Annotated in this window: 32 protein-coding genes; all 32 read left to right on the forward strand. The window is 33.9% G+C overall.

The window, feature by feature from the left end; genetic code table 11:
- On the forward strand, nucleotides 1-325 hold a 325-nt coding region (locus T514_RS24560), incomplete at its 5' end, for an EF-Tu C-terminal domain-related protein (RefSeq protein ID WP_034869051.1).
- Nucleotides 326-719: 394 nt separating this feature from the next.
- Complete coding sequence (gene rpsJ / locus T514_RS0112470; RefSeq protein WP_027625076.1) at nucleotides 720-1028, forward strand: 30S ribosomal protein S10; 309 nt, start codon at nucleotides 720-722, stop codon at nucleotides 1026-1028.
- Between the two features lie 77 nt (nucleotides 1029-1105).
- The gene (gene rplC, locus T514_RS0112475; protein ID WP_027625077.1) at nucleotides 1106-1735 is read left to right on the forward strand and encodes a 50S ribosomal protein L3; all 630 of its coding nucleotides are present in this window, start codon (nucleotides 1106-1108) and stop codon (nucleotides 1733-1735) included.
- A 25-nt stretch (nucleotides 1736-1760) separates the two neighbouring features.
- Complete coding sequence (gene rplD, locus T514_RS0112480) at nucleotides 1761-2381, forward strand: 50S ribosomal protein L4 (RefSeq protein ID WP_027625078.1); 621 nt, start codon at nucleotides 1761-1763, stop codon at nucleotides 2379-2381.
- Nucleotides 2381-2674, forward strand: coding sequence for a 50S ribosomal protein L23 (gene rplW / locus T514_RS0112485; RefSeq protein WP_027625079.1), 294 nt, complete (start codon nucleotides 2381-2383; stop codon nucleotides 2672-2674). Before rplD ends, rplW begins: the two co-directional genes overlap by 1 nt.
- Before the next feature lie 69 nt (nucleotides 2675-2743).
- Nucleotides 2744-3574, forward strand: coding sequence for a 50S ribosomal protein L2 (rplB, locus tag T514_RS0112490; protein WP_027625080.1), 831 nt, complete (start codon nucleotides 2744-2746; stop codon nucleotides 3572-3574).
- 69 nt (nucleotides 3575-3643) lie between these two features.
- Nucleotides 3644-3928 carry a 30S ribosomal protein S19 gene (gene rpsS / locus T514_RS0112495; protein WP_027625081.1) on the forward strand — a complete coding sequence of 95 codons (285 nt, stop codon included), beginning with the start codon at nucleotides 3644-3646 and terminating at the stop codon, nucleotides 3926-3928.
- A gap of 22 nt (nucleotides 3929-3950) precedes the next feature.
- Nucleotides 3951-4286, forward strand: a complete 336-nt coding sequence (gene rplV, locus T514_RS0112500; RefSeq protein ID WP_027625082.1) for a 50S ribosomal protein L22 — start codon at nucleotides 3951-3953, stop codon at nucleotides 4284-4286.
- A gap of 17 nt (nucleotides 4287-4303) precedes the next feature.
- A complete protein-coding gene (gene rpsC / locus T514_RS0112505) occupies nucleotides 4304-4972 on the forward strand; it encodes a 30S ribosomal protein S3 (RefSeq protein ID WP_027625083.1) in 669 nt (222 codons plus the stop codon).
- Nucleotides 4973-4989: 17 nt separating this feature from the next.
- Entirely contained in the window at nucleotides 4990-5433 is a 444-nt protein-coding gene (rplP, locus tag T514_RS0112510; protein WP_027625084.1) for a 50S ribosomal protein L16, read from the forward strand.
- Nucleotides 5423-5635 carry a 50S ribosomal protein L29 gene (gene rpmC / locus T514_RS0112515; RefSeq protein WP_027625085.1) on the forward strand — a complete coding sequence of 71 codons (213 nt, stop codon included), beginning with the start codon at nucleotides 5423-5425 and terminating at the stop codon, nucleotides 5633-5635. Before rplP ends, rpmC begins: the two co-directional genes overlap by 11 nt.
- A gap of 21 nt (nucleotides 5636-5656) precedes the next feature.
- Entirely contained in the window at nucleotides 5657-5911 is a 255-nt protein-coding gene (gene rpsQ, locus T514_RS0112520) for a 30S ribosomal protein S17 (RefSeq protein WP_027625086.1), read from the forward strand.
- Nucleotides 5912-5940: 29 nt separating this feature from the next.
- Nucleotides 5941-6309 carry a 50S ribosomal protein L14 gene (gene rplN, locus T514_RS0112525; protein WP_027625087.1) on the forward strand — a complete coding sequence of 123 codons (369 nt, stop codon included), beginning with the start codon at nucleotides 5941-5943 and terminating at the stop codon, nucleotides 6307-6309.
- An 18-nt stretch (nucleotides 6310-6327) separates the two neighbouring features.
- Entirely contained in the window at nucleotides 6328-6648 is a 321-nt protein-coding gene (gene rplX, locus T514_RS0112530; protein ID WP_027625088.1) for a 50S ribosomal protein L24, read from the forward strand.
- 21 nt (nucleotides 6649-6669) lie between these two features.
- Entirely contained in the window at nucleotides 6670-7212 is a 543-nt protein-coding gene (gene rplE / locus T514_RS0112535; RefSeq protein WP_034869054.1) for a 50S ribosomal protein L5, read from the forward strand.
- 15 nt (nucleotides 7213-7227) lie between these two features.
- Nucleotides 7228-7413 carry a type Z 30S ribosomal protein S14 gene (locus T514_RS0112540; RefSeq protein WP_027625090.1) on the forward strand — a complete coding sequence of 62 codons (186 nt, stop codon included), beginning with the start codon at nucleotides 7228-7230 and terminating at the stop codon, nucleotides 7411-7413.
- A 28-nt stretch (nucleotides 7414-7441) separates the two neighbouring features.
- Nucleotides 7442-7840: a 30S ribosomal protein S8 gene (gene rpsH, locus T514_RS0112545; RefSeq protein WP_027625091.1), complete on the forward strand. Its 399-nt coding sequence runs from the start codon at nucleotides 7442-7444 to the stop codon at nucleotides 7838-7840.
- Between the two features lie 22 nt (nucleotides 7841-7862).
- Complete coding sequence (gene rplF / locus T514_RS0112550; RefSeq protein ID WP_027625092.1) at nucleotides 7863-8405, forward strand: 50S ribosomal protein L6; 543 nt, start codon at nucleotides 7863-7865, stop codon at nucleotides 8403-8405.
- 25 nt (nucleotides 8406-8430) lie between these two features.
- The gene (rplR, locus tag T514_RS0112555) at nucleotides 8431-8790 is read left to right on the forward strand and encodes a 50S ribosomal protein L18 (protein ID WP_027625093.1); all 360 of its coding nucleotides are present in this window, start codon (nucleotides 8431-8433) and stop codon (nucleotides 8788-8790) included.
- A 16-nt stretch (nucleotides 8791-8806) separates the two neighbouring features.
- Complete coding sequence (rpsE, locus tag T514_RS0112560; protein WP_027625094.1) at nucleotides 8807-9304, forward strand: 30S ribosomal protein S5; 498 nt, start codon at nucleotides 8807-8809, stop codon at nucleotides 9302-9304.
- 11 nt (nucleotides 9305-9315) lie between these two features.
- On the forward strand, nucleotides 9316-9498 hold the full coding sequence (gene rpmD, locus T514_RS0112565) for a 50S ribosomal protein L30 (RefSeq protein WP_027625095.1): 183 nt from the start codon (nucleotides 9316-9318) through the stop codon (nucleotides 9496-9498).
- Between the two features lie 15 nt (nucleotides 9499-9513).
- Nucleotides 9514-9954, forward strand: a complete 441-nt coding sequence (rplO, locus tag T514_RS0112570) for a 50S ribosomal protein L15 (protein WP_027625096.1) — start codon at nucleotides 9514-9516, stop codon at nucleotides 9952-9954.
- Between the two features lies 1 nt (nucleotide 9955).
- Nucleotides 9956-11239 carry a preprotein translocase subunit SecY gene (gene secY, locus T514_RS0112575; protein ID WP_027625097.1) on the forward strand — a complete coding sequence of 428 codons (1284 nt, stop codon included), beginning with the start codon at nucleotides 9956-9958 and terminating at the stop codon, nucleotides 11237-11239.
- A 23-nt stretch (nucleotides 11240-11262) separates the two neighbouring features.
- Nucleotides 11263-11913, forward strand: a complete 651-nt coding sequence (locus T514_RS0112580) for an adenylate kinase (RefSeq protein ID WP_027625098.1) — start codon at nucleotides 11263-11265, stop codon at nucleotides 11911-11913.
- Nucleotides 11913-12662: a type I methionyl aminopeptidase gene (map, locus tag T514_RS0112585; RefSeq protein ID WP_027625099.1), complete on the forward strand. Its 750-nt coding sequence runs from the start codon at nucleotides 11913-11915 to the stop codon at nucleotides 12660-12662. Before T514_RS0112580 ends, map begins: the two co-directional genes overlap by 1 nt.
- 14 nt (nucleotides 12663-12676) lie before the next feature.
- Entirely contained in the window at nucleotides 12677-12958 is a 282-nt protein-coding gene (locus T514_RS0112590) for a KOW domain-containing RNA-binding protein (protein ID WP_027625100.1), read from the forward strand.
- A 6-nt stretch (nucleotides 12959-12964) separates the two neighbouring features.
- Complete coding sequence (gene infA, locus T514_RS0112595) at nucleotides 12965-13183, forward strand: translation initiation factor IF-1 (RefSeq protein ID WP_027625101.1); 219 nt, start codon at nucleotides 12965-12967, stop codon at nucleotides 13181-13183.
- 15 nt (nucleotides 13184-13198) lie between these two features.
- Nucleotides 13199-13312 (forward strand): 50S ribosomal protein L36, encoded by a 114-nt coding sequence (gene rpmJ, locus T514_RS0112600; RefSeq protein WP_003373491.1) that lies wholly within the window; start codon nucleotides 13199-13201, stop codon nucleotides 13310-13312.
- Between the two features lie 126 nt (nucleotides 13313-13438).
- Nucleotides 13439-13810: a 30S ribosomal protein S13 gene (gene rpsM, locus T514_RS0112605; RefSeq protein WP_027625102.1), complete on the forward strand. Its 372-nt coding sequence runs from the start codon at nucleotides 13439-13441 to the stop codon at nucleotides 13808-13810.
- A 31-nt stretch (nucleotides 13811-13841) separates the two neighbouring features.
- On the forward strand, nucleotides 13842-14243 hold the full coding sequence (gene rpsK, locus T514_RS0112610; protein ID WP_027625103.1) for a 30S ribosomal protein S11: 402 nt from the start codon (nucleotides 13842-13844) through the stop codon (nucleotides 14241-14243).
- 28 nt (nucleotides 14244-14271) lie between these two features.
- Nucleotides 14272-14892 carry a 30S ribosomal protein S4 gene (rpsD, locus tag T514_RS0112615; protein ID WP_027625104.1) on the forward strand — a complete coding sequence of 207 codons (621 nt, stop codon included), beginning with the start codon at nucleotides 14272-14274 and terminating at the stop codon, nucleotides 14890-14892.
- A gap of 71 nt (nucleotides 14893-14963) precedes the next feature.
- Complete coding sequence (locus tag T514_RS0112620) at nucleotides 14964-15911, forward strand: DNA-directed RNA polymerase subunit alpha (protein ID WP_027625105.1); 948 nt, start codon at nucleotides 14964-14966, stop codon at nucleotides 15909-15911.
- The last annotated feature ends 10 nt before the right edge of the window (nucleotides 15912-15921 follow it).

A 15921-nucleotide genomic window follows, 5' to 3' on the forward strand; every position in this document is an offset into this window, starting at 1 on the left:
CGAAAGAGGTCAGGTATTAGCAGCACCAGGATCAGTACACCCACACAAGAAATTTGTAGGTCAGGTATACGTATTAAAGAAAGAAGAAGGTGGAAGACACACTCCATTCTTTAACGGATATAGACCACAGTTCTACTTCAGAACAACAGACGTTACAGGATCAATCAAATTACCAGAAGGAACAGAAATGGTAATGCCTGGAGACCACATTGATATGGATGTTGAATTAATCACTCCAATCGCAATGGATGAAGGATTAAGATTCGCTATAAGAGAAGGCGGAAGAACAGTTGGTTCAGGAGTTGTTACTACTATAGTTGAATAATACATTTTATAGAATGTATTTCCTGATATGATGTAAAAAAGAAGAGTGACTCTCACTCTTCTTTTTTACAAAATATATGTTATAAATTGTACAATTTATAAAAAGTTTAGTATAAGCAATATAATAAATAAAAGTAAAATAAAAAACTACTTGTCAAATTAAAAAAAATATTGTATACTATAGAAGTTGTAATATGGTAACGGCGATGAGGCAAGAGGTTGCCGGGCTTCCGGGTAATTCTTGACTGAGTGAGCTATGGTCTTGAACCAAGCGACGGTTATTCTGTGTGGTGTTTTTTGCGTTTTACATAATGCAACACCAGGAACAGTTTACAGAATACATCCGCTGTTGTGCGTATGAAGTAAAGCATGCAGGAAAAAGGAGGGAAACTAAAATGGCAAAACAAAAAATAAGAATAAGATTAAAGGCGTTTGATCATACAATATTAGATCAATCAGCTGAAAAAATTGTAGAAACTGCAAAATCATCAGGAGCAAAGGTAGCAGGACCAGTTCCACTACCAACAGAAAAAGATGTAATAACAGTTTTAAGAGCTCCACATAAATATAAAGATTCAAGAGAGCAGTTTGAAATCAGAACACATAAGAGATTAATAGACATAATCAGTCCTTCACCAAAGACTGTAGATTCATTAATGAGATTAGATTTACCAGCAGGTGTTGACATTGAAATAAAATTATAATTGTAATAGATTGACCTATTACGAACTATTATGACCGCAATGTGGTCCGCTAATATGTTGAGGAGGTGTAGAGAACAATGAAAAAAGCTATAATAGGTAAAAAGCTTGGTATGACACAGATATTCGATGAGAATAATAGAGTAGTTCCTGTTACTGTTATTGAAGCAGGTCCATGTGTAGTTGTTCAGAAAAAAACTACAGAAAAAGATGGATATGAAGCAATACAGATTGGCTTTGGAACAATAAAAGAAAAATTAGTTAATAAGCCATTAAAAGGACACTTTGCTAAAGCAGGTGTTGAATTTAAGAGAATGCTTAAAGAGTTCAAACTTGAAAATTCAAATGAATATCAAGTTGGACAGGAAATAAAAGTAGATATGTTCCAATTAGGAGAAAAAGTTGATGTATCAGGAGTTTCTAAAGGTAAGGGATTCCAGGGTACAATAAAGAGATGGAATGGACACAGAGGACCTATGACACACGGTTCTAAATTCCATAGAGCAGTTGGTTCAATGGGTGGTTCATCAGATCCATCAAGAACTTTCAAAAATAAAAAGATGCCTGGACATATGGGTAATGTAAATACAACTGTATTAAATTTAGAAGTTGCAAAAGTAATTGCAGAAAAGAACCTAATTTTAATTAAAGGTGGAGTACCAGGACCAAATAAAGGTTTTGTAGTAATAAGAAATTCAGTAAAAGCTTAATTTTCTGTAGAAAGGAGGATACAGGATGTCTACAGTAGGATTATTTAATAAAGAAGGACAAAAAGTTGGGGATATCCAGCTTGCAGATAACGTATTTGGTGTTGAAGTTAATCAGTATGCTTTACATCAAGTAGTTGTAGCACAGTTAGCAAATAAAAGACAGGGAACTCAATCAGCAAAAACAAGAGCTGAAGTTTCTGGTGGTGGAATAAAACCTTGGAGACAGAAGGGAACTGGTAGAGCAAGACAAGGTTCTACAAGATCACCTCAATGGATACATGGTGGTATAGTATTTGCACCAAAGCCAAGAGATTATAGAGTATCAATTCCAAAGTCAATGAGAAGAGTTGCAATGAAATCAGCTCTTACATCAAAAGTACAAGACAATCAATTAATAGTTTTAGAAAGTCTTGAATTAGATGCTCCTAAGACAAAAGAAGTAGTTAAAATGTTAAAAGCTTTAAATGCTAATAAAACATTAATAGTTACTGCTGACTCAAATGAAAATGTATATAAATCAGCAAGAAATATTGAGGGAGTATGTGTACTTCCTGTTAATAACTTAAATGTTTATGACATTTTAAAGTATGAAAAGTTTATAGTAACTAAAGATGCTGTATCAAAGATTGAGGAGGTGTATGCATAATGAAGCTAACAAATTATGATATAATCAGAAGACCTGTTATAACTGAAAAGAGTATGGCTTCTATGACTGATAAGAAATACACCTTTATCGTTGATAAGCATGTAAATAAGTGCCAGATAAGAAAAGCTATAGAAGAAGTTTTCGGAGTAGAAGTTGCTGAAGTAAAAACTGCAAACTACTTAGGAAAAAACAAAAGAGTAGGAGTTCATTTCGGAAAAAGACCAGATTACAAAAAAGCTATCATTAAATTAACTGAAGGTAGCAAAGCTATTGAGTTCTTTGAAGGAATGTAATCTCTAGTGAATATAAATAAAGCGCTATTGGTTGTAAGCCAGATAAGCTCAAGATAAGGAGGTAACAAAATGGCTGTTAAAGGTTTTAAACCTACTACCCCTGCTAGAAGACAGATGACTGTATGTACATATAGTGAAATCACAACAGATTCACCAGAAAAGTCACTTCTAGTAGCATTAAAAAATACTGGTGGTAGAAATAATAATGGTAAAATAACTGTTCGTCATCGTGGTGGCGGAGCTAAGAGAAAATATAGATTAATAGATTTTAAGAGAGATAAGGATGGTATTCCAGCAAAAGTTGCTACAGTAGAATACGATCCAAATAGAACAGCATTCATAGCACTTGTTGTTTATGCCGATGGAGAAAAGAGATATATCATAGCTCCAGACGGATTAAAAGTTGGAGATACAGTTTACTCAGGTCCAGAATCAGATATAAAGGTTGGAAACTGTCTTCCACTTAAGAACATACCAGTTGGTACATTCGTTCACAACATAGAATTATCAAAAGGTAAAGGTGCTCAGCTTGTTAGATCAGCTGGAAGTTCAGCTCAGTTAATGGCTAAAGAAGGCGATTATGCAACATTAAGACTTCCAAGTGGTGAAATGAGATATGTAAGAATAGAATGCAGAGCAACAATAGGAACAGTTTCAAACTTAACAAGTGAAATTGTTAATATTGGTAAAGCTGGTAGAAAGAGACACATGGGCTTCAGACCTACAGTTAGAGGTTCTGTAATGAATCCTAATGACCATCCACATGGTGGTGGTGAAGGTAGATCACCAATTGGACACCCAGGTCCACTTACTCCATGGGGTAAACCAGCTCTTGGATACAAGACAAGAAAGCATAAAAAATACTCTGATAGATTTATTATTAAGAGAAGAAATGACTAATTTGAAGAGAATATCTCTATTCTCTTCAATAGTTGTTAATAAGGTTTATATGAAGGGAGGCCAATTAAGTTGAGTAGATCCATTAAAAAAGGACCTTTTGTTCATGAAGGGCTTTTAAAGAAAATAAACGAGATGAATAAAATTGGTGAAAAGAAAGTAATAAAGACATGGTCAAGAAGTTCAACTATTTTTCCACAGATGATAGGCCACACTATAGCTGTACATGATGGAAGAAAACATGTTCCTGTATATATTTCAGAAGACATGGTTGGACATAAATTAGGAGAGTTCGTATTAACTAGAACATTTAAAGGCCATGTAGATAAGACAGAAAAGTCATCTGGCTCAAGATAGTGCAGGAAGGAGGTAATAGTCAATGGAAGCTAAAGCAATAGCTAAGTATGTGAGAATGTCCTCAATGAAAATAGGGATCGTTCTTGATTTAATAAGAGGTAAAAATGTAAATGAGGCTTTTGCAATATTACAATATACACCAAAAGATGCGGCTGTAGTAGTTAATAAGGTTTTAAAGTCAGCTGTAGCTAACGCTGAAAATAATTTAAATTTAGATACAAATAGATTATACGTTGCTGAAGCTTACGCTTGTGAAGGACCAATATTAAAAAGATTTCAGCCACATGCACAAGGTAGAGCGTTTAGAATAAACAAAAGAACTAGTCATGTTACTTTAGTTGTTAAGGAAAGAGCTTAAAAGAAGGAGGGAAATAGATGGGACAGAAAGTACATCCACACGGCTTAAGAGTTGGAGTTATAAAAGATTGGGATGCTAAGTGGTATGCTGATAAGAAGAATTTTGCAGATAATTTAGTTGAAGATAATCTTATAAGAGAATATGTAAAGAATAAAGCTTACTCAGCTGGAGTTTCAAAAATTGAAATCGAAAGAGCTGCAAAGAGAGTAAAGCTAAATATATACACTGCTAAACCAGGTATGATAATCGGAAAAGGCGGTCAAGGAATTGACGCTTTAAAGAAGGAACTTTTAACTTTAGTTAAAGATGATAAAAATGTTTTAATAAACATTGTAGAAGTTAAAGCACCAGAAACTAATGCACAGTTAATGGCAGAAAACGTAGCTCAACAGCTTGAAAAGAGAATATCATTCAGAAGAGCTATGAAACAAACAATTCAAAGAGCAATGAAATCAGGAGTTAAGGGAGTTAAGACTTCTTGTTCAGGAAGACTTGGCGGAGCTGATATTGCTAGAACAGAACAGTATCATGAAGGAACAATTCCTCTACAGACTTTAAGAGCTGATATAGATTACGGCTTTGCAGAAGCTGATACTACATATGGAAAAATTGGAGTAAAAGTATGGGTATATAGAGGTGAAGTTCTTCCAGCTAAGAAAGAAATAAAGGAAGAAGTTAATGCATAAGGAAGGAGGAATATGACATGTTAATGCCTAAAAGAGTTAAACATCGTAAGGTACAACGTGGCAGAATGAAAGGTAAGGCTACAAGAGGTAACTTTATAGCATATGGTGATTTTGGTATTCAAGCTACAGAATGCGGATGGATTACAAGTAATCAGATAGAATCTGCCAGAATAGCTATTAATAGATATATAAAAAGAGGAGGAAAACTTTGGATAAAGATTTTCCCAGACAAACCAGTTACTGAAAAACCTGCTGAAACACGTATGGGTTCCGGTAAAGGATCACCAGAATACTGGGTAGCAGTTGTAAAGCCTGGTAGGGTATTATTTGAATTAACAGGTGTTGATGAAAAGGTTGCAAGAGAAGCTATGAGACTTGCTGCACATAAACTTCCAGTATCAACAAAGTTTGTTAAGAGATCAGATTTTGAAGAAATGGGTGGTGAAATCAATGAAGGCTAGAGAATTACAGGAATTAAGAAAAAGTAGTCCTCAAGATTTAACAGGTAAATTAAATGATCTTAAGGGCGAATTATTTAACCTTAGATTTCAGTTAGCTACTGGTCAATTAGAAAACCCAATGAGAATAAGAGAAGTAAAGAAATCTATAGCCCAGATTAAGACCATCCTTAGAGAAGAAGAACTAAGGAACTTTGAGCAGTAAAATTGAAGGGAGGTTTGTCCTGTGGAAAGAGCAAATAGAAAGACAAGAATAGGTAAAGTTGTTTCTGATAAAATGGATAAAACTGTTGTTGTTGCAGTTGAAACTAAGGTTCGCCATCCACTATACGGAAAAACTGTAAACAGAACAACAAAGTTTAAAGCTCATGATGAAAATAACGAAGCTAAAGTTAACGATAGAGTTTTAATAATGGAAACAAGACCTCTATCAAAGGATAAGAGATGGAGAATTGTGGAAATCGTTGAAAAAGCTAAATAGTGTTAGAAAGCTGAAAGGAGGGTATTTTAATGATTCAGCAGCAAACTATGCTAAGAGTTGCAGATAACTCTGGTGCTAAAGAAATTATGTGTATAAGAGTACTAGGTGGTTCCAAGAGAAAATGGGGTAACATCGGAGATATAATAGTTGCTAGCGTTAAAAGTGCAACACCAGGCGGTGTTGTTAAAAAAGGCGATGTTGTTAAGGCAGTAGTTGTAAGATCTGTAAAAGGTTTAAGAAGAGCAGATGGTTCATACATCAGATTTGATGAGAATGCCGCTGTTATAATAAAAGATGATAAACAGCCAAAAGGAACTCGTATCTTCGGACCTGTTGCAAGGGAGCTAAGAGATAAAGATTTTACAAAAATATTATCACTAGCACCTGAAGTTCTATAAGATAGGGAGGTGGCTTAAATGCAGAATAAAGTACATGTTAGAAAAAAGGATACAGTAATGGTTATATCCGGAAAAGATAAGGGAAAAATAGGTGAAGTTTTAAGCGTATTCCCTAAGCATAATAAAGTATTAGTTAAAGGTGTTAACGTAGTTACTAAACACCAGAAACCAAATAGAGAAAATATGCAAGGTGGAATTGTTCATAAAGAAGCACCTATATATAGCTCAAAAGTTATGTTATACTGTACAAAATGTAAATCAGTAACAAGAATTAGTCATAAGATATTAGATGACGGAACTAAAGTAAGAGTTTGTAAAAAGTGCGGAGAAACATTCTAATCTTGAAAGGAGGTCCAACTAATGATTCCAAGATTACAGGAAAAATACGAAAAAGAAGTAATTCCAGCTTTAATGGAAAAGTTCGGATATAAAAATATAATGGAAGTTCCAAAACTTGAAAAGATAGTTATCAACATGGGTGTTGGAGAAGCTAAAGAAAATCAAAAAATATTAGAATCAGCAGTAAGTGATTTAAGCATTATTACAGGACAAAAACCTGTATTAACAAGAGCTAAAAAATCAATAGCTAACTTTAAAATAAGAGAGAATATGCCAATCGGATGTAAAGTTACTTTAAGAAAACAAAAGATGTATGAGTTTGCAGATAAGTTAATGAATGTTGCACTACCAAGAGTAAGAGATTTTAGAGGAATTTCAGATAAGTCTTTTGACGGTAGAGGAAACTATTCTTTAGGAGTAAAAGAACAACTTATATTCCCTGAAATTGAATACGACAAAATTGATAAAGTAAGAGGTATGGATATAATATTTGTTACTACTGCAAAGACTGACGAGGAAGCAAGAGAGTTATTAAGATTCCTTGGAATGCCATTTGCTCAATAATAAGGAGGGAAAATTGTGGCACGTAAGGCTTTAATAGAAAAGTGGAAAAAAGAACCAAAATATTCAACAAGAGCTTACACAAGATGTAGAATTTGTGGAAGACCACATTCCGTTTTAAAGAAGTTCGGTATATGCCGTATTTGTTTTAGAGAACTTGCATACAAAGGTGAAATACCTGGATGTAAGAAAGCAAGTTGGTAATTTGTTATAGGAAAGGAGGCACATAGATATGGTAATGACTGACCCAATCGCAGATTTACTAACACGTATTAGAAATGCTAATATAGTTAGACATGAAACAGTAGAAGTACCTTCTTCAAATATAAAGAAGGCTGTTGCAAATATAATGCTTCAAGAAGGATATATAAAAGACATTGAGGAATACAATGATGGTTCAGTTCCAATGTTAAAATTAACAATGAAATATGGTCAGAATAAAGAAAGAGTTATAACTGGCTTAAAAAGAATATCAAAACCAGGTTTAAGAGTATATTGCAGAACAGAGGAAATTCCTAAGGTTTTAAATGGTTTAGGAGTTGCAATCATATCCACTTCAAAAGGAATAGTAACAGATAAAGAAGCAAGAAAATTATCAGTAGGTGGAGAAGTACTTTGTTATATTTGGTAATGAAGGAACAGGAGGTGTAATCATGTCAAGAATAGGAAGACTTCCAATAGCTATACCAAATGGTGTAACAGTTACAGTAACACCAGACAACGTTGTTACTGTTAAGGGACCAAAAGGTCAACTTACAAAGAATATGCATCCTGCTATTAACATAGCTGTTGAAAGTAATTCAGTAGTAGTTACAAGAAATAATGATCAAAAAGAAAATAGAGCTCTTCATGGATTAACAAGAGCATTAATAAATAATATGGTTTTAGGAGTAACTGAAGGATATAAGAAAACATTAGAATTAGTTGGTGTAGGTTATAGAGCCCAGTTACAAGGAAAAAAATTAGTATTAAATCTTGGATTCTCACATCCAGTTGAAATAAATCCAGTTGAAGGCGTAGACTTCCAGCTTGAAGGTGCTAATAAAATACACGTTATGGGTATTGACAAAGAAGTAGTAGGAAGTGTAGCAGCTGATATAAGAACATGGAGAAAACCTGAACCTTACAAAGGAAAAGGTATTAAATACGTTGATGAAGTTATCAGACGTAAGGAAGGTAAAACTGGTAAAAAATAAATAATTAAGAAAGGAGTGAGTCTCTATGTTTAATAAACAGGACAGAAAAAAATTAAGAGTTAAACGTCACTTAAGAGTTCGTAAAAAAGTTTCTGGAACTCCAGAGATGCCAAGACTTGCAGTATATAGAAGTGAAAAGAATATATACGCTCAGATAATAGATGATGCTAATGGTATAACTTTAGTTGCCGCATCAAGTTTAGATAAAGAATTCGATGGTATGGGAAGCAACAAAGAAGGTGCTAAATTAGTAGGCGCATTATTAGCTAAAAAAGCATTAGAAAAAGGCATTAATGCAGTTGTTTTTGATAGAGGCGGATACATTTATCACGGAAGAATAAAAGAACTTGCTGATGGTGCAAGAGAAGCAGGTTTACAGTTCTAAAAAAGGAGGGAAATAAATGAGAATAGATCCTAGCACTTTGGAATTAAAAGAAAAAGTTGTATTTATAAATAGAGTTGCTAAGGTTGTAAAAGGTGGTAGAAACTTTAGATTCAGCGCCCTCGTAGTTGTTGGAGATGAGAATGGCCATGTAGGCGTTGGTATGGGAAAATCTATCGAAATACCTGAAGCTATAAGAAAAGGTATAGAAGATGCAAAGAAAAACTTAGTAGAAGTACCAATGGTAGGAACAACAATACCACATGATTTACAGGGAGAATTTGGAACAGGAAGAGTTCTTCTTATGACTGCTAGTGAAGGTACAGGAGTTATAGCTGGTGGTCCAGTAAGAGCCGTACTTGAACTTGCAGGACTTAAAGATGTTAGAGCTAAATCTTTAGGTTCTAACAATCCAAGAAACATGGTTAACGCTACAATTAACGGTTTATCAAGATTAAGAACAGCTGAGCAGATAGCTAAGCTAAGAGGCAAAACCGTTGAAGAGATTTTAGGTTAGGAGGGATAGCCTTGGCTAAACTTAAAATAACTTTAAAGAAGAGTATAATTGGTAGAAAAAAAGACCACATAGCTACTGTTAATGCTCTTGGATTAAAGACAATAGGAAAAACAGTTGAGCAGAACGATACTCCTCAAATCAGAGGTATGATAAATAAAGTAAGTTATCTTTTAGAAGTAGAAGAATTACAGTAAGAGGAGGTGTAAAATATGAAACTTCATGAATTAAGACCAGCAGAAGGTTCAAGAAAAGCTCCAAAGAGAGTAGGTAGAGGTACTGGATCAGGACTTGGTAGAAACGCAGGAAAAGGTGAAAAGGGACAGAAAGCTAGATCCGGTGGCGGAGTAAGACCAGGTTTCGAAGGCGGACAGATGCCTTTATATAGAAGATTACCTAAAAGAGGATTCACTAATATATTTGCTAAAAGATTTGAAGCTATCAATGTTGATAGATTAAATATATTTGAAAATGGAACAATTGTAACTCCAGAATTATTAGTGGAAAAAGGAATTATAGGGAAAATATATGATGGAGTTAAGATTTTAGGAAACGGCGACTTAGAAAAGAACTTAACAGTTAAGGCTACAAAGTTCTCTAAAGCAGCAGCTGAAAAGATAGAAGCGGCTGGAGGAAAAGTTGAGGTGATATAAGGTGTTATCAACCCTACGTAATGCCTGGAAAGTTCCTGACTTAAAGAAAAGGATAGTCTTTACTTTTGTAATGTTAATCCTATTTAGGATGGGAAATTTTATTCTTGTCCCAGGGATTGACCAAATGAAGTTAAAGGCACTAACAGAAGGAGCAAACGGAAACTTATTTAGCTTTTATGATATATTATCTGGTGGTGCGTTTAGTAAATTCAGCATCTTTGCAATGGGTGTAGTTCCTTATATTAACGCGTCCATTATATTTCAGCTTTTAACTATTGCCATACCTTCTTTAGAACAATTATCTAAAGAGGGAGAAGAAGGTAGAAAGAAAATTCAGCAATATACTAGATATGCTGCTATAGTATTCGCTGTTCTTCAAGGCTTTAGTACATATTTCATAATAGTAAGAGCTGGAGCATTAAATGATACGTCTAAGCTTAATATGGTGTTAATAATACTTACCTTAACAACGGCCTCAACGTTTTTGATGTGGTTCGGTGATAAGATTACAGAACATGGAATTGGAAATGGTATTTCACTTATAATATTTGTGAATATTGTTTCAAGATTTCCAAGTACGTTATATGGACTTTCTTCACTTCAAAAGACTGAAGAAGTTAATTTTGTTCAAGTTATAATGTTTAGTGCTGTGGCATTAGCATTATTCTTGTCAGCAGTTGTGATGAGTCTTGCAGAAAGAAGAATTCCTGTACAATATGCAGGTAAAACTGTTGGTGGAAAAATGTATAAAGGGCAGTCAACACATATTCCTATCAATGTAAACTCTTCAGGAGTTATTGGTATAATATTTGCAATGTCAGTTATGCTTTTCCCAGTAACAATAAGCCAATTTTGGCCTAATTCAAAGTTCTATCTGTTTATAACAGGAAGCAAATATAGTCCTTTTAAAGAAGGAAGTTTGCAGTATATTATAATCTACTTTTTATTAATAATATTCTTTACTTGGTTTTATACTGAAGTTACATTTAAACCTGATGAAATGGCAGAGAATATGCATAAATCATCTGGATTTATACCTGGAATAAGACCAGGAGAGCCTACTGCTAGCTATATAGAAAAAGTACTAGGAAGAATATCAGTGCTTGGAGGTACTTTTGCTGGAATAATAACAATTATTCCTATAATAGTAGCATCAAGTACACCGTTTAAAGGAATATCTTTTGGAGGTACTAGTTTATTAATTATGGTATCAGTAGCTCTTGAAGCTGTAAGACAAATAGAATCTCAACTAATAATGAGACATTATCAAGGATTCTTGAAGTAATAATATATTTGGAGATGGTTTGGTTGAAGATAATTTTACTAGGTCCTCCGGGAGCTGGAAAAGGAACACAGGCTAAATTAATTAGCGGAAAATATTCCATACCACATATATCAACAGGTGACATTTTTAGAAAAAATATATCAGAAAAAACGCCCCTTGGAGTTAAAGCTAAGAGCTACATGGATAAAGGTCAATTAGTACCAGATGAATTAACTATAGAAATAGTTAATGATAGATTACAAAATGATGATTGTAAGAATGGTTTCTTATTAGATGGATTTCCTAGAACAGTAAAGCAAGCAGAAGCACTAGATAAATTCTTAGAAAGTCAAGGTACAAAAATTGATAGTGCTCTATTAATAGAAGTACCTCAAGAATTTATTTTAGATAGAATGACAGGCAGAAGAGTGTGTAAAGATTGTGGAGCTAGCTACCATGTTAAATTTAACCCTTCAAAATCTGAAGGAAAATGTGATTTGTGTGGTGGAGAATTAATTCAAAGGAAAGATGACACTAAGGAAACAGTAAAAGAAAGATTAGATGTGTATTCAAAACAGACTGCACCACTAGTTGAGTATTATAAGAATAAAGAATCACTTTGTACAGTTGATGGTACTCAAGAGATTGAGGAAGTGTTTCATAGCATTTGCGATATCCTAGGGAGCGATAAATAATGATAGGTATAAAAAATGATATAGAAATTGAATATATGAGACAGGCAGGTAAAGTTGTAGGAGAAACCCTTGCAAAACTTGAAGAGGCAGTAAAACCCGGAATAACAACTGCAGAATTGGATAAAATAGCAGAAGAATTTATTATTAAAAGAGGCGCTAAGCCATCTTTTAAGGGTTATTATGGATTCCCAGCTTCGATCTGTGCATCTAGAAATAATGAAGTAGTGCATGGTATTCCATCAAAAGACATTGTTCTACAAGAAGGAGATATAATAAGTATCGATTGTGGAGCAATTCTTAATGGATATCATGGAGATGCAGCCAGAACATTTCCTGTAGGAAAAATATCTGAAGAAGCAGCAAAGCTTATTCAGGTAACTAAGGAAAGTTTTTTTACTGGAGTAAAAAAAGCTGTGGTAGGAAATAGATTAACTGATATTTCTTCTGAAATTCAGCAGTATGTTGAAGGTTTTGGATATTCTGTTGTTAGAGACTACGTTGGTCATGGTATCGGCAAAGAAATGCACGAAGATCCTGAGGTTCCTAATTTTGGCAGACCAGGTAGAGGCCCTAAATTAATAAAAGGCATGGTTTTGGCCATAGAACCTATGGTTAATGTTGGAAATTATCATGTTGAAGTTAAACCAAATGGATGGACAGTTGTAACTAGGGATAATAGTTTATCAGCTCATTATGAAAACACAGTTGCTATTTTGGATAACGGCCCAGAAATACTAACATTGATTTAATAGAGGTGAAAATCTTGAAAGATAATGGCCAAATTGGTAAAGTAGTCTATTCTAAAACAGGAAGAGATAAGGGTAGATTCTTCATAGTTGTAGGCGTTTTAAGTGAAGAATATGTTTATATTTCCGATGGCAGTTTGAGGTTTATTGAGAAACCTAAGAAAAAGAAAGTTAAGCATTTAGTTTTTACTAATGTAGTAGCTGATGAAATAAAAAATGAATTATTAGCAGATAAAAGTGTTAGTAATTCGATAATCAGGAAATTTTTGCAGTCTCACGACATGAATAAGGAGGTTTGAGACCTTATGTCAAAAGAGGATGTTATAGAAATGCAGGGTACTGTTTTAGAAGCTTTACCTAATGCTATGTTTGAAGTAGAACTTGAAAGTGGGCATAAAATTTTAGCTCATATTTCTGGAAAATTAAGAATGAATTTTATAAGAATACTACCAGGTGATAAAGTCACAGTGGAGCTTTCTCCATATGATTTAACTCGTGGAAGAATAACTTGGAGAGCAAAGTAATAAGGAGGGTTAGCTATGAAAGTAAGACCATCAGTTAAGCCTATATGTGAAAAATGTAAAGTCATAAAAAGAAAAGGAAGAGTAATGGTTATCTGTGAAAATCCAAAGCATAAACAAAAACAAGGTTAATATGTTTTAGGAGCGGCTGACATTTGGATTTAAAAAAATCCTAATGGCCTGAAACTTTATATATATTTTATAGAAATTGATTTAATCCTTTATCTATAAAAAAGATATTCAGGAGGTGTAATATTAATGGCAAGAATAGCAGGAGTTGACCTACCAAAGGAAAAAAGAGTAGAAATAGGTCTAACCTACATTTTCGGTATAGGATTACCAAGTTCACACAAAATCCTTAAAGAAACAGGAGTAAATCCTGATACAAGAGTTAAAGATTTAACTGAAGAAGAAGTTAATTCATTAAGAGATTATATAAATAAAAACTTCATAGTTGAAGGTGATTTAAGAAGAGATATAGCTCTTGATATTAAGAGATTAATAGAAATTGGTTGCTATAGAGGAATAAGACATAGAAGAGGACTTCCAGTAAGAGGTCAAAAAACTAAGACAAATGCTAGAACAAGAAAAGGACCAAAGAAATTAGTTGGTTCAAAGAAAAAGAAATAAGCGTAAGAGACTAATTTAAGGAGGGAAAACGATGGCAGCTGGGTCAAAAGGTAAGAAGATAACAAGAAGAAGAAAAGAAAGAAAAAATGTTGAACACGGAAGTGCACACATAAAGTCAACTTTTAATAATTCTATTGTTACATTAACTGATACTGCTGGTAATACATTATCATGGGCTAGTGCTGGTGGATTAGGTTTTAGAGGATCAAGAAAGAGCACTCCATTTGCAGCTCAGATGGCAGCTGAAACAGCAGCAAAAGTTGCAATGGAACATGGTTTAAAGAGCGTTGAAGTATATGTAAAGGGACCAGGAGCTGGTAGAGAAGCTGCAATAAGATCTTTACAAGCGGCTGGATTAGAAGTAACTCTAATAAAGGATGTTACTCCAATACCACATAACGGTTGTAGACCACCAAAGAGAAGAAGAGTCTAATTTTAAGTAATAGGAGGTGTAATTTTAAATGGCAAGATACACTGGAGCAGTTTGTAGATTATGTAGAAGAGAAGGATTAAAGCTATTCCTTAAAGGAGATAGATGTTATACAGATAAATGTGCATTCTCAAGAAGAGGATATGCACCTGGACAGCACGGACAAAGTAGAAAGAAGCTTTCTAACTATGGATTACAGTTAAGAGAAAAACAGAAGGCTAGAAGAATATATGGAGTTTTAGAAGGCCAATTCAGAACTTATTATGAAAAGGCTGATAGAATGAGAGGAATAACAGGTGAAAACTTGTTAAGACTTCTTGAATTAAGACTTGATAACGTAGCTTACAGATTAGGATACGGTAATTCAAGAAAAGAAGCTAGACAGTTAGTAACTCATGGACATTTCTTAGTAAATGGCCACAAAGTAGATATTCCTTCATATATATTATCAGTAAATGATGTTGTAACTGTATGTGAGAAGAGCAGAGCAACAGAAAAATTTAAAACATTTGCTGAAAATCCAAAGACATTACCAAATTGGTTAACAGGAAATGCAGAAAACTTTGAAGGAAAAGTTGTTAGCGAACCAGCTAGAGCTGATATAGATGTTCCTGTAAACGAAACATTAATCGTTGAGTTATACAGTAAATAATAGCTAACAGTTAAGTGAGAATCAGTTGCCCTCAATGTAAACTAATAGATTATTAAAAAGGAGGGTTCCGAATGTTAGAAATTGAAAAGCCAAAAATAGAATGTGTAGAGATGGCTGAAGATGGTTTCTATGGCAAGTTTGTTGTAGAACCCTTGGAAAGAGGATATGGAATTACTCTAGGCAATGCATTAAGGAGAATACTCCTTTCTTCATTACCTGGAGTTGCTGTTAATTCTATAAAGATTGAGAATGTATTACATGAGTTCTCTACTGTTAAAGGTGTAAAAGAAGATGTTACTGAATTAATATTAAATATTAAATTACTAGCTTTAAAAATGAGCGGAGAAGGTCCAAAAACTGTATATATAGATGCAAAAGGACCTGGTGAAGTAACAGCAGGTGATATAAAAACTGATGGCGATGTGGAAGTAATAAATAAGGACTTACATATAGCAACCTTAGATGAAGATGGAAAGCTTTATATCGAGTTAGCGGTAAATAGAGGAAGAGGCTATGTATCACAAAACAGAAATAAAGTAGAAGGTTTGCCAATAGGAACTATCCCTGTAGATTCAATTTATACTCCTGTAAAAAGGGTTAACTTTACTGTAGAAAATACAAGGGTAGGACAGATTACCGATTATGATAAACTAACTCTTGAAGTATGGACTAATGGTACAATAATGCCTGATGAAGCAGTAAGCTTATCAGCTAAGATACTAATAGAACACTTCAAGTTATTTATGACTTTAACAGACCATGCCAATAATGTAGAAATCATGGTAGAAAAAGAAGAAGATAAAAAAGAAAAAGTTTTAGAAATGACTATTGAAGAGTTAGATCTTTCAGTTAGAAGTTATAACTGCTTAAAGAGGGCTGGTATAAATACAGTGCAGGAATTAACTGAAAGAACAATGGATGATATGATGAAGGTTAGAAACCTAGGTAAAAAGTCCCTTGAAGAAGTTGAGCAGAAACTTGCTGCTTTAGGATTAAGTTTAAAACAGAGTGAAGAGTAGTTTATAAGTT

The organism is Clostridium lundense DSM 17049 (assembly GCF_000619945.1).
Classification (GTDB): Bacteria; Bacillota; Clostridia; order Clostridiales; family Clostridiaceae; genus Clostridium_AO; species Clostridium_AO lundense.

Coding starts and splice junctions, on each gene's coding strand:
- rplR (WP_027625093.1), top strand. CDS start 8,431: ATGTTTAATAAACAGGACAGAAAAAAATTAAGAGTTAAACGTCACTTA.
- rpsH (WP_027625091.1), top strand. CDS start 7,442: ATGGTAATGACTGACCCAATCGCAGATTTACTAACACGTATTAGAAAT.
- rpmC (WP_027625085.1), top strand. CDS start 5,423: ATGAAGGCTAGAGAATTACAGGAATTAAGAAAAAGTAGTCCTCAAGAT.
- rpsD (WP_027625104.1), top strand. CDS start 14,272: ATGGCAAGATACACTGGAGCAGTTTGTAGATTATGTAGAAGAGAAGGA.
- rpsM (WP_027625102.1), top strand. CDS start 13,439: ATGGCAAGAATAGCAGGAGTTGACCTACCAAAGGAAAAAAGAGTAGAA.
- rpsJ (WP_027625076.1), top strand. CDS start 720: ATGGCAAAACAAAAAATAAGAATAAGATTAAAGGCGTTTGATCATACA.
- rplX (WP_027625088.1), top strand. CDS start 6,328: ATGCAGAATAAAGTACATGTTAGAAAAAAGGATACAGTAATGGTTATA.
- rplP (WP_027625084.1), top strand. CDS start 4,990: ATGTTAATGCCTAAAAGAGTTAAACATCGTAAGGTACAACGTGGCAGA.
- rpsK (WP_027625103.1), top strand. CDS start 13,842: ATGGCAGCTGGGTCAAAAGGTAAGAAGATAACAAGAAGAAGAAAAGAA.
- rpmJ (WP_003373491.1), top strand. CDS start 13,199: ATGAAAGTAAGACCATCAGTTAAGCCTATATGTGAAAAATGTAAAGTC.
- rplF (WP_027625092.1), top strand. CDS start 7,863: ATGTCAAGAATAGGAAGACTTCCAATAGCTATACCAAATGGTGTAACA.
- rplD (WP_027625078.1), top strand. CDS start 1,761: ATGTCTACAGTAGGATTATTTAATAAAGAAGGACAAAAAGTTGGGGAT.
- rplB (WP_027625080.1), top strand. CDS start 2,744: ATGGCTGTTAAAGGTTTTAAACCTACTACCCCTGCTAGAAGACAGATG.
- rplE (WP_034869054.1), top strand. CDS start 6,670: ATGATTCCAAGATTACAGGAAAAATACGAAAAAGAAGTAATTCCAGCT.
- infA (WP_027625101.1), top strand. CDS start 12,965: ATGTCAAAAGAGGATGTTATAGAAATGCAGGGTACTGTTTTAGAAGCT.
- rpsE (WP_027625094.1), top strand. CDS start 8,807: ATGAGAATAGATCCTAGCACTTTGGAATTAAAAGAAAAAGTTGTATTT.
- T514_RS0112620 (WP_027625105.1), top strand. CDS start 14,964: ATGTTAGAAATTGAAAAGCCAAAAATAGAATGTGTAGAGATGGCTGAA.
- rplO (WP_027625096.1), top strand. CDS start 9,514: ATGAAACTTCATGAATTAAGACCAGCAGAAGGTTCAAGAAAAGCTCCA.
- rpsC (WP_027625083.1), top strand. CDS start 4,304: ATGGGACAGAAAGTACATCCACACGGCTTAAGAGTTGGAGTTATAAAA.
- map (WP_027625099.1), top strand. CDS start 11,913: ATGATAGGTATAAAAAATGATATAGAAATTGAATATATGAGACAGGCA.
- rplN (WP_027625087.1), top strand. CDS start 5,941: ATGATTCAGCAGCAAACTATGCTAAGAGTTGCAGATAACTCTGGTGCT.
- rplW (WP_027625079.1), top strand. CDS start 2,381: ATGAAGCTAACAAATTATGATATAATCAGAAGACCTGTTATAACTGAA.
- rplV (WP_027625082.1), top strand. CDS start 3,951: ATGGAAGCTAAAGCAATAGCTAAGTATGTGAGAATGTCCTCAATGAAA.
- rplC (WP_027625077.1), top strand. CDS start 1,106: ATGAAAAAAGCTATAATAGGTAAAAAGCTTGGTATGACACAGATATTC.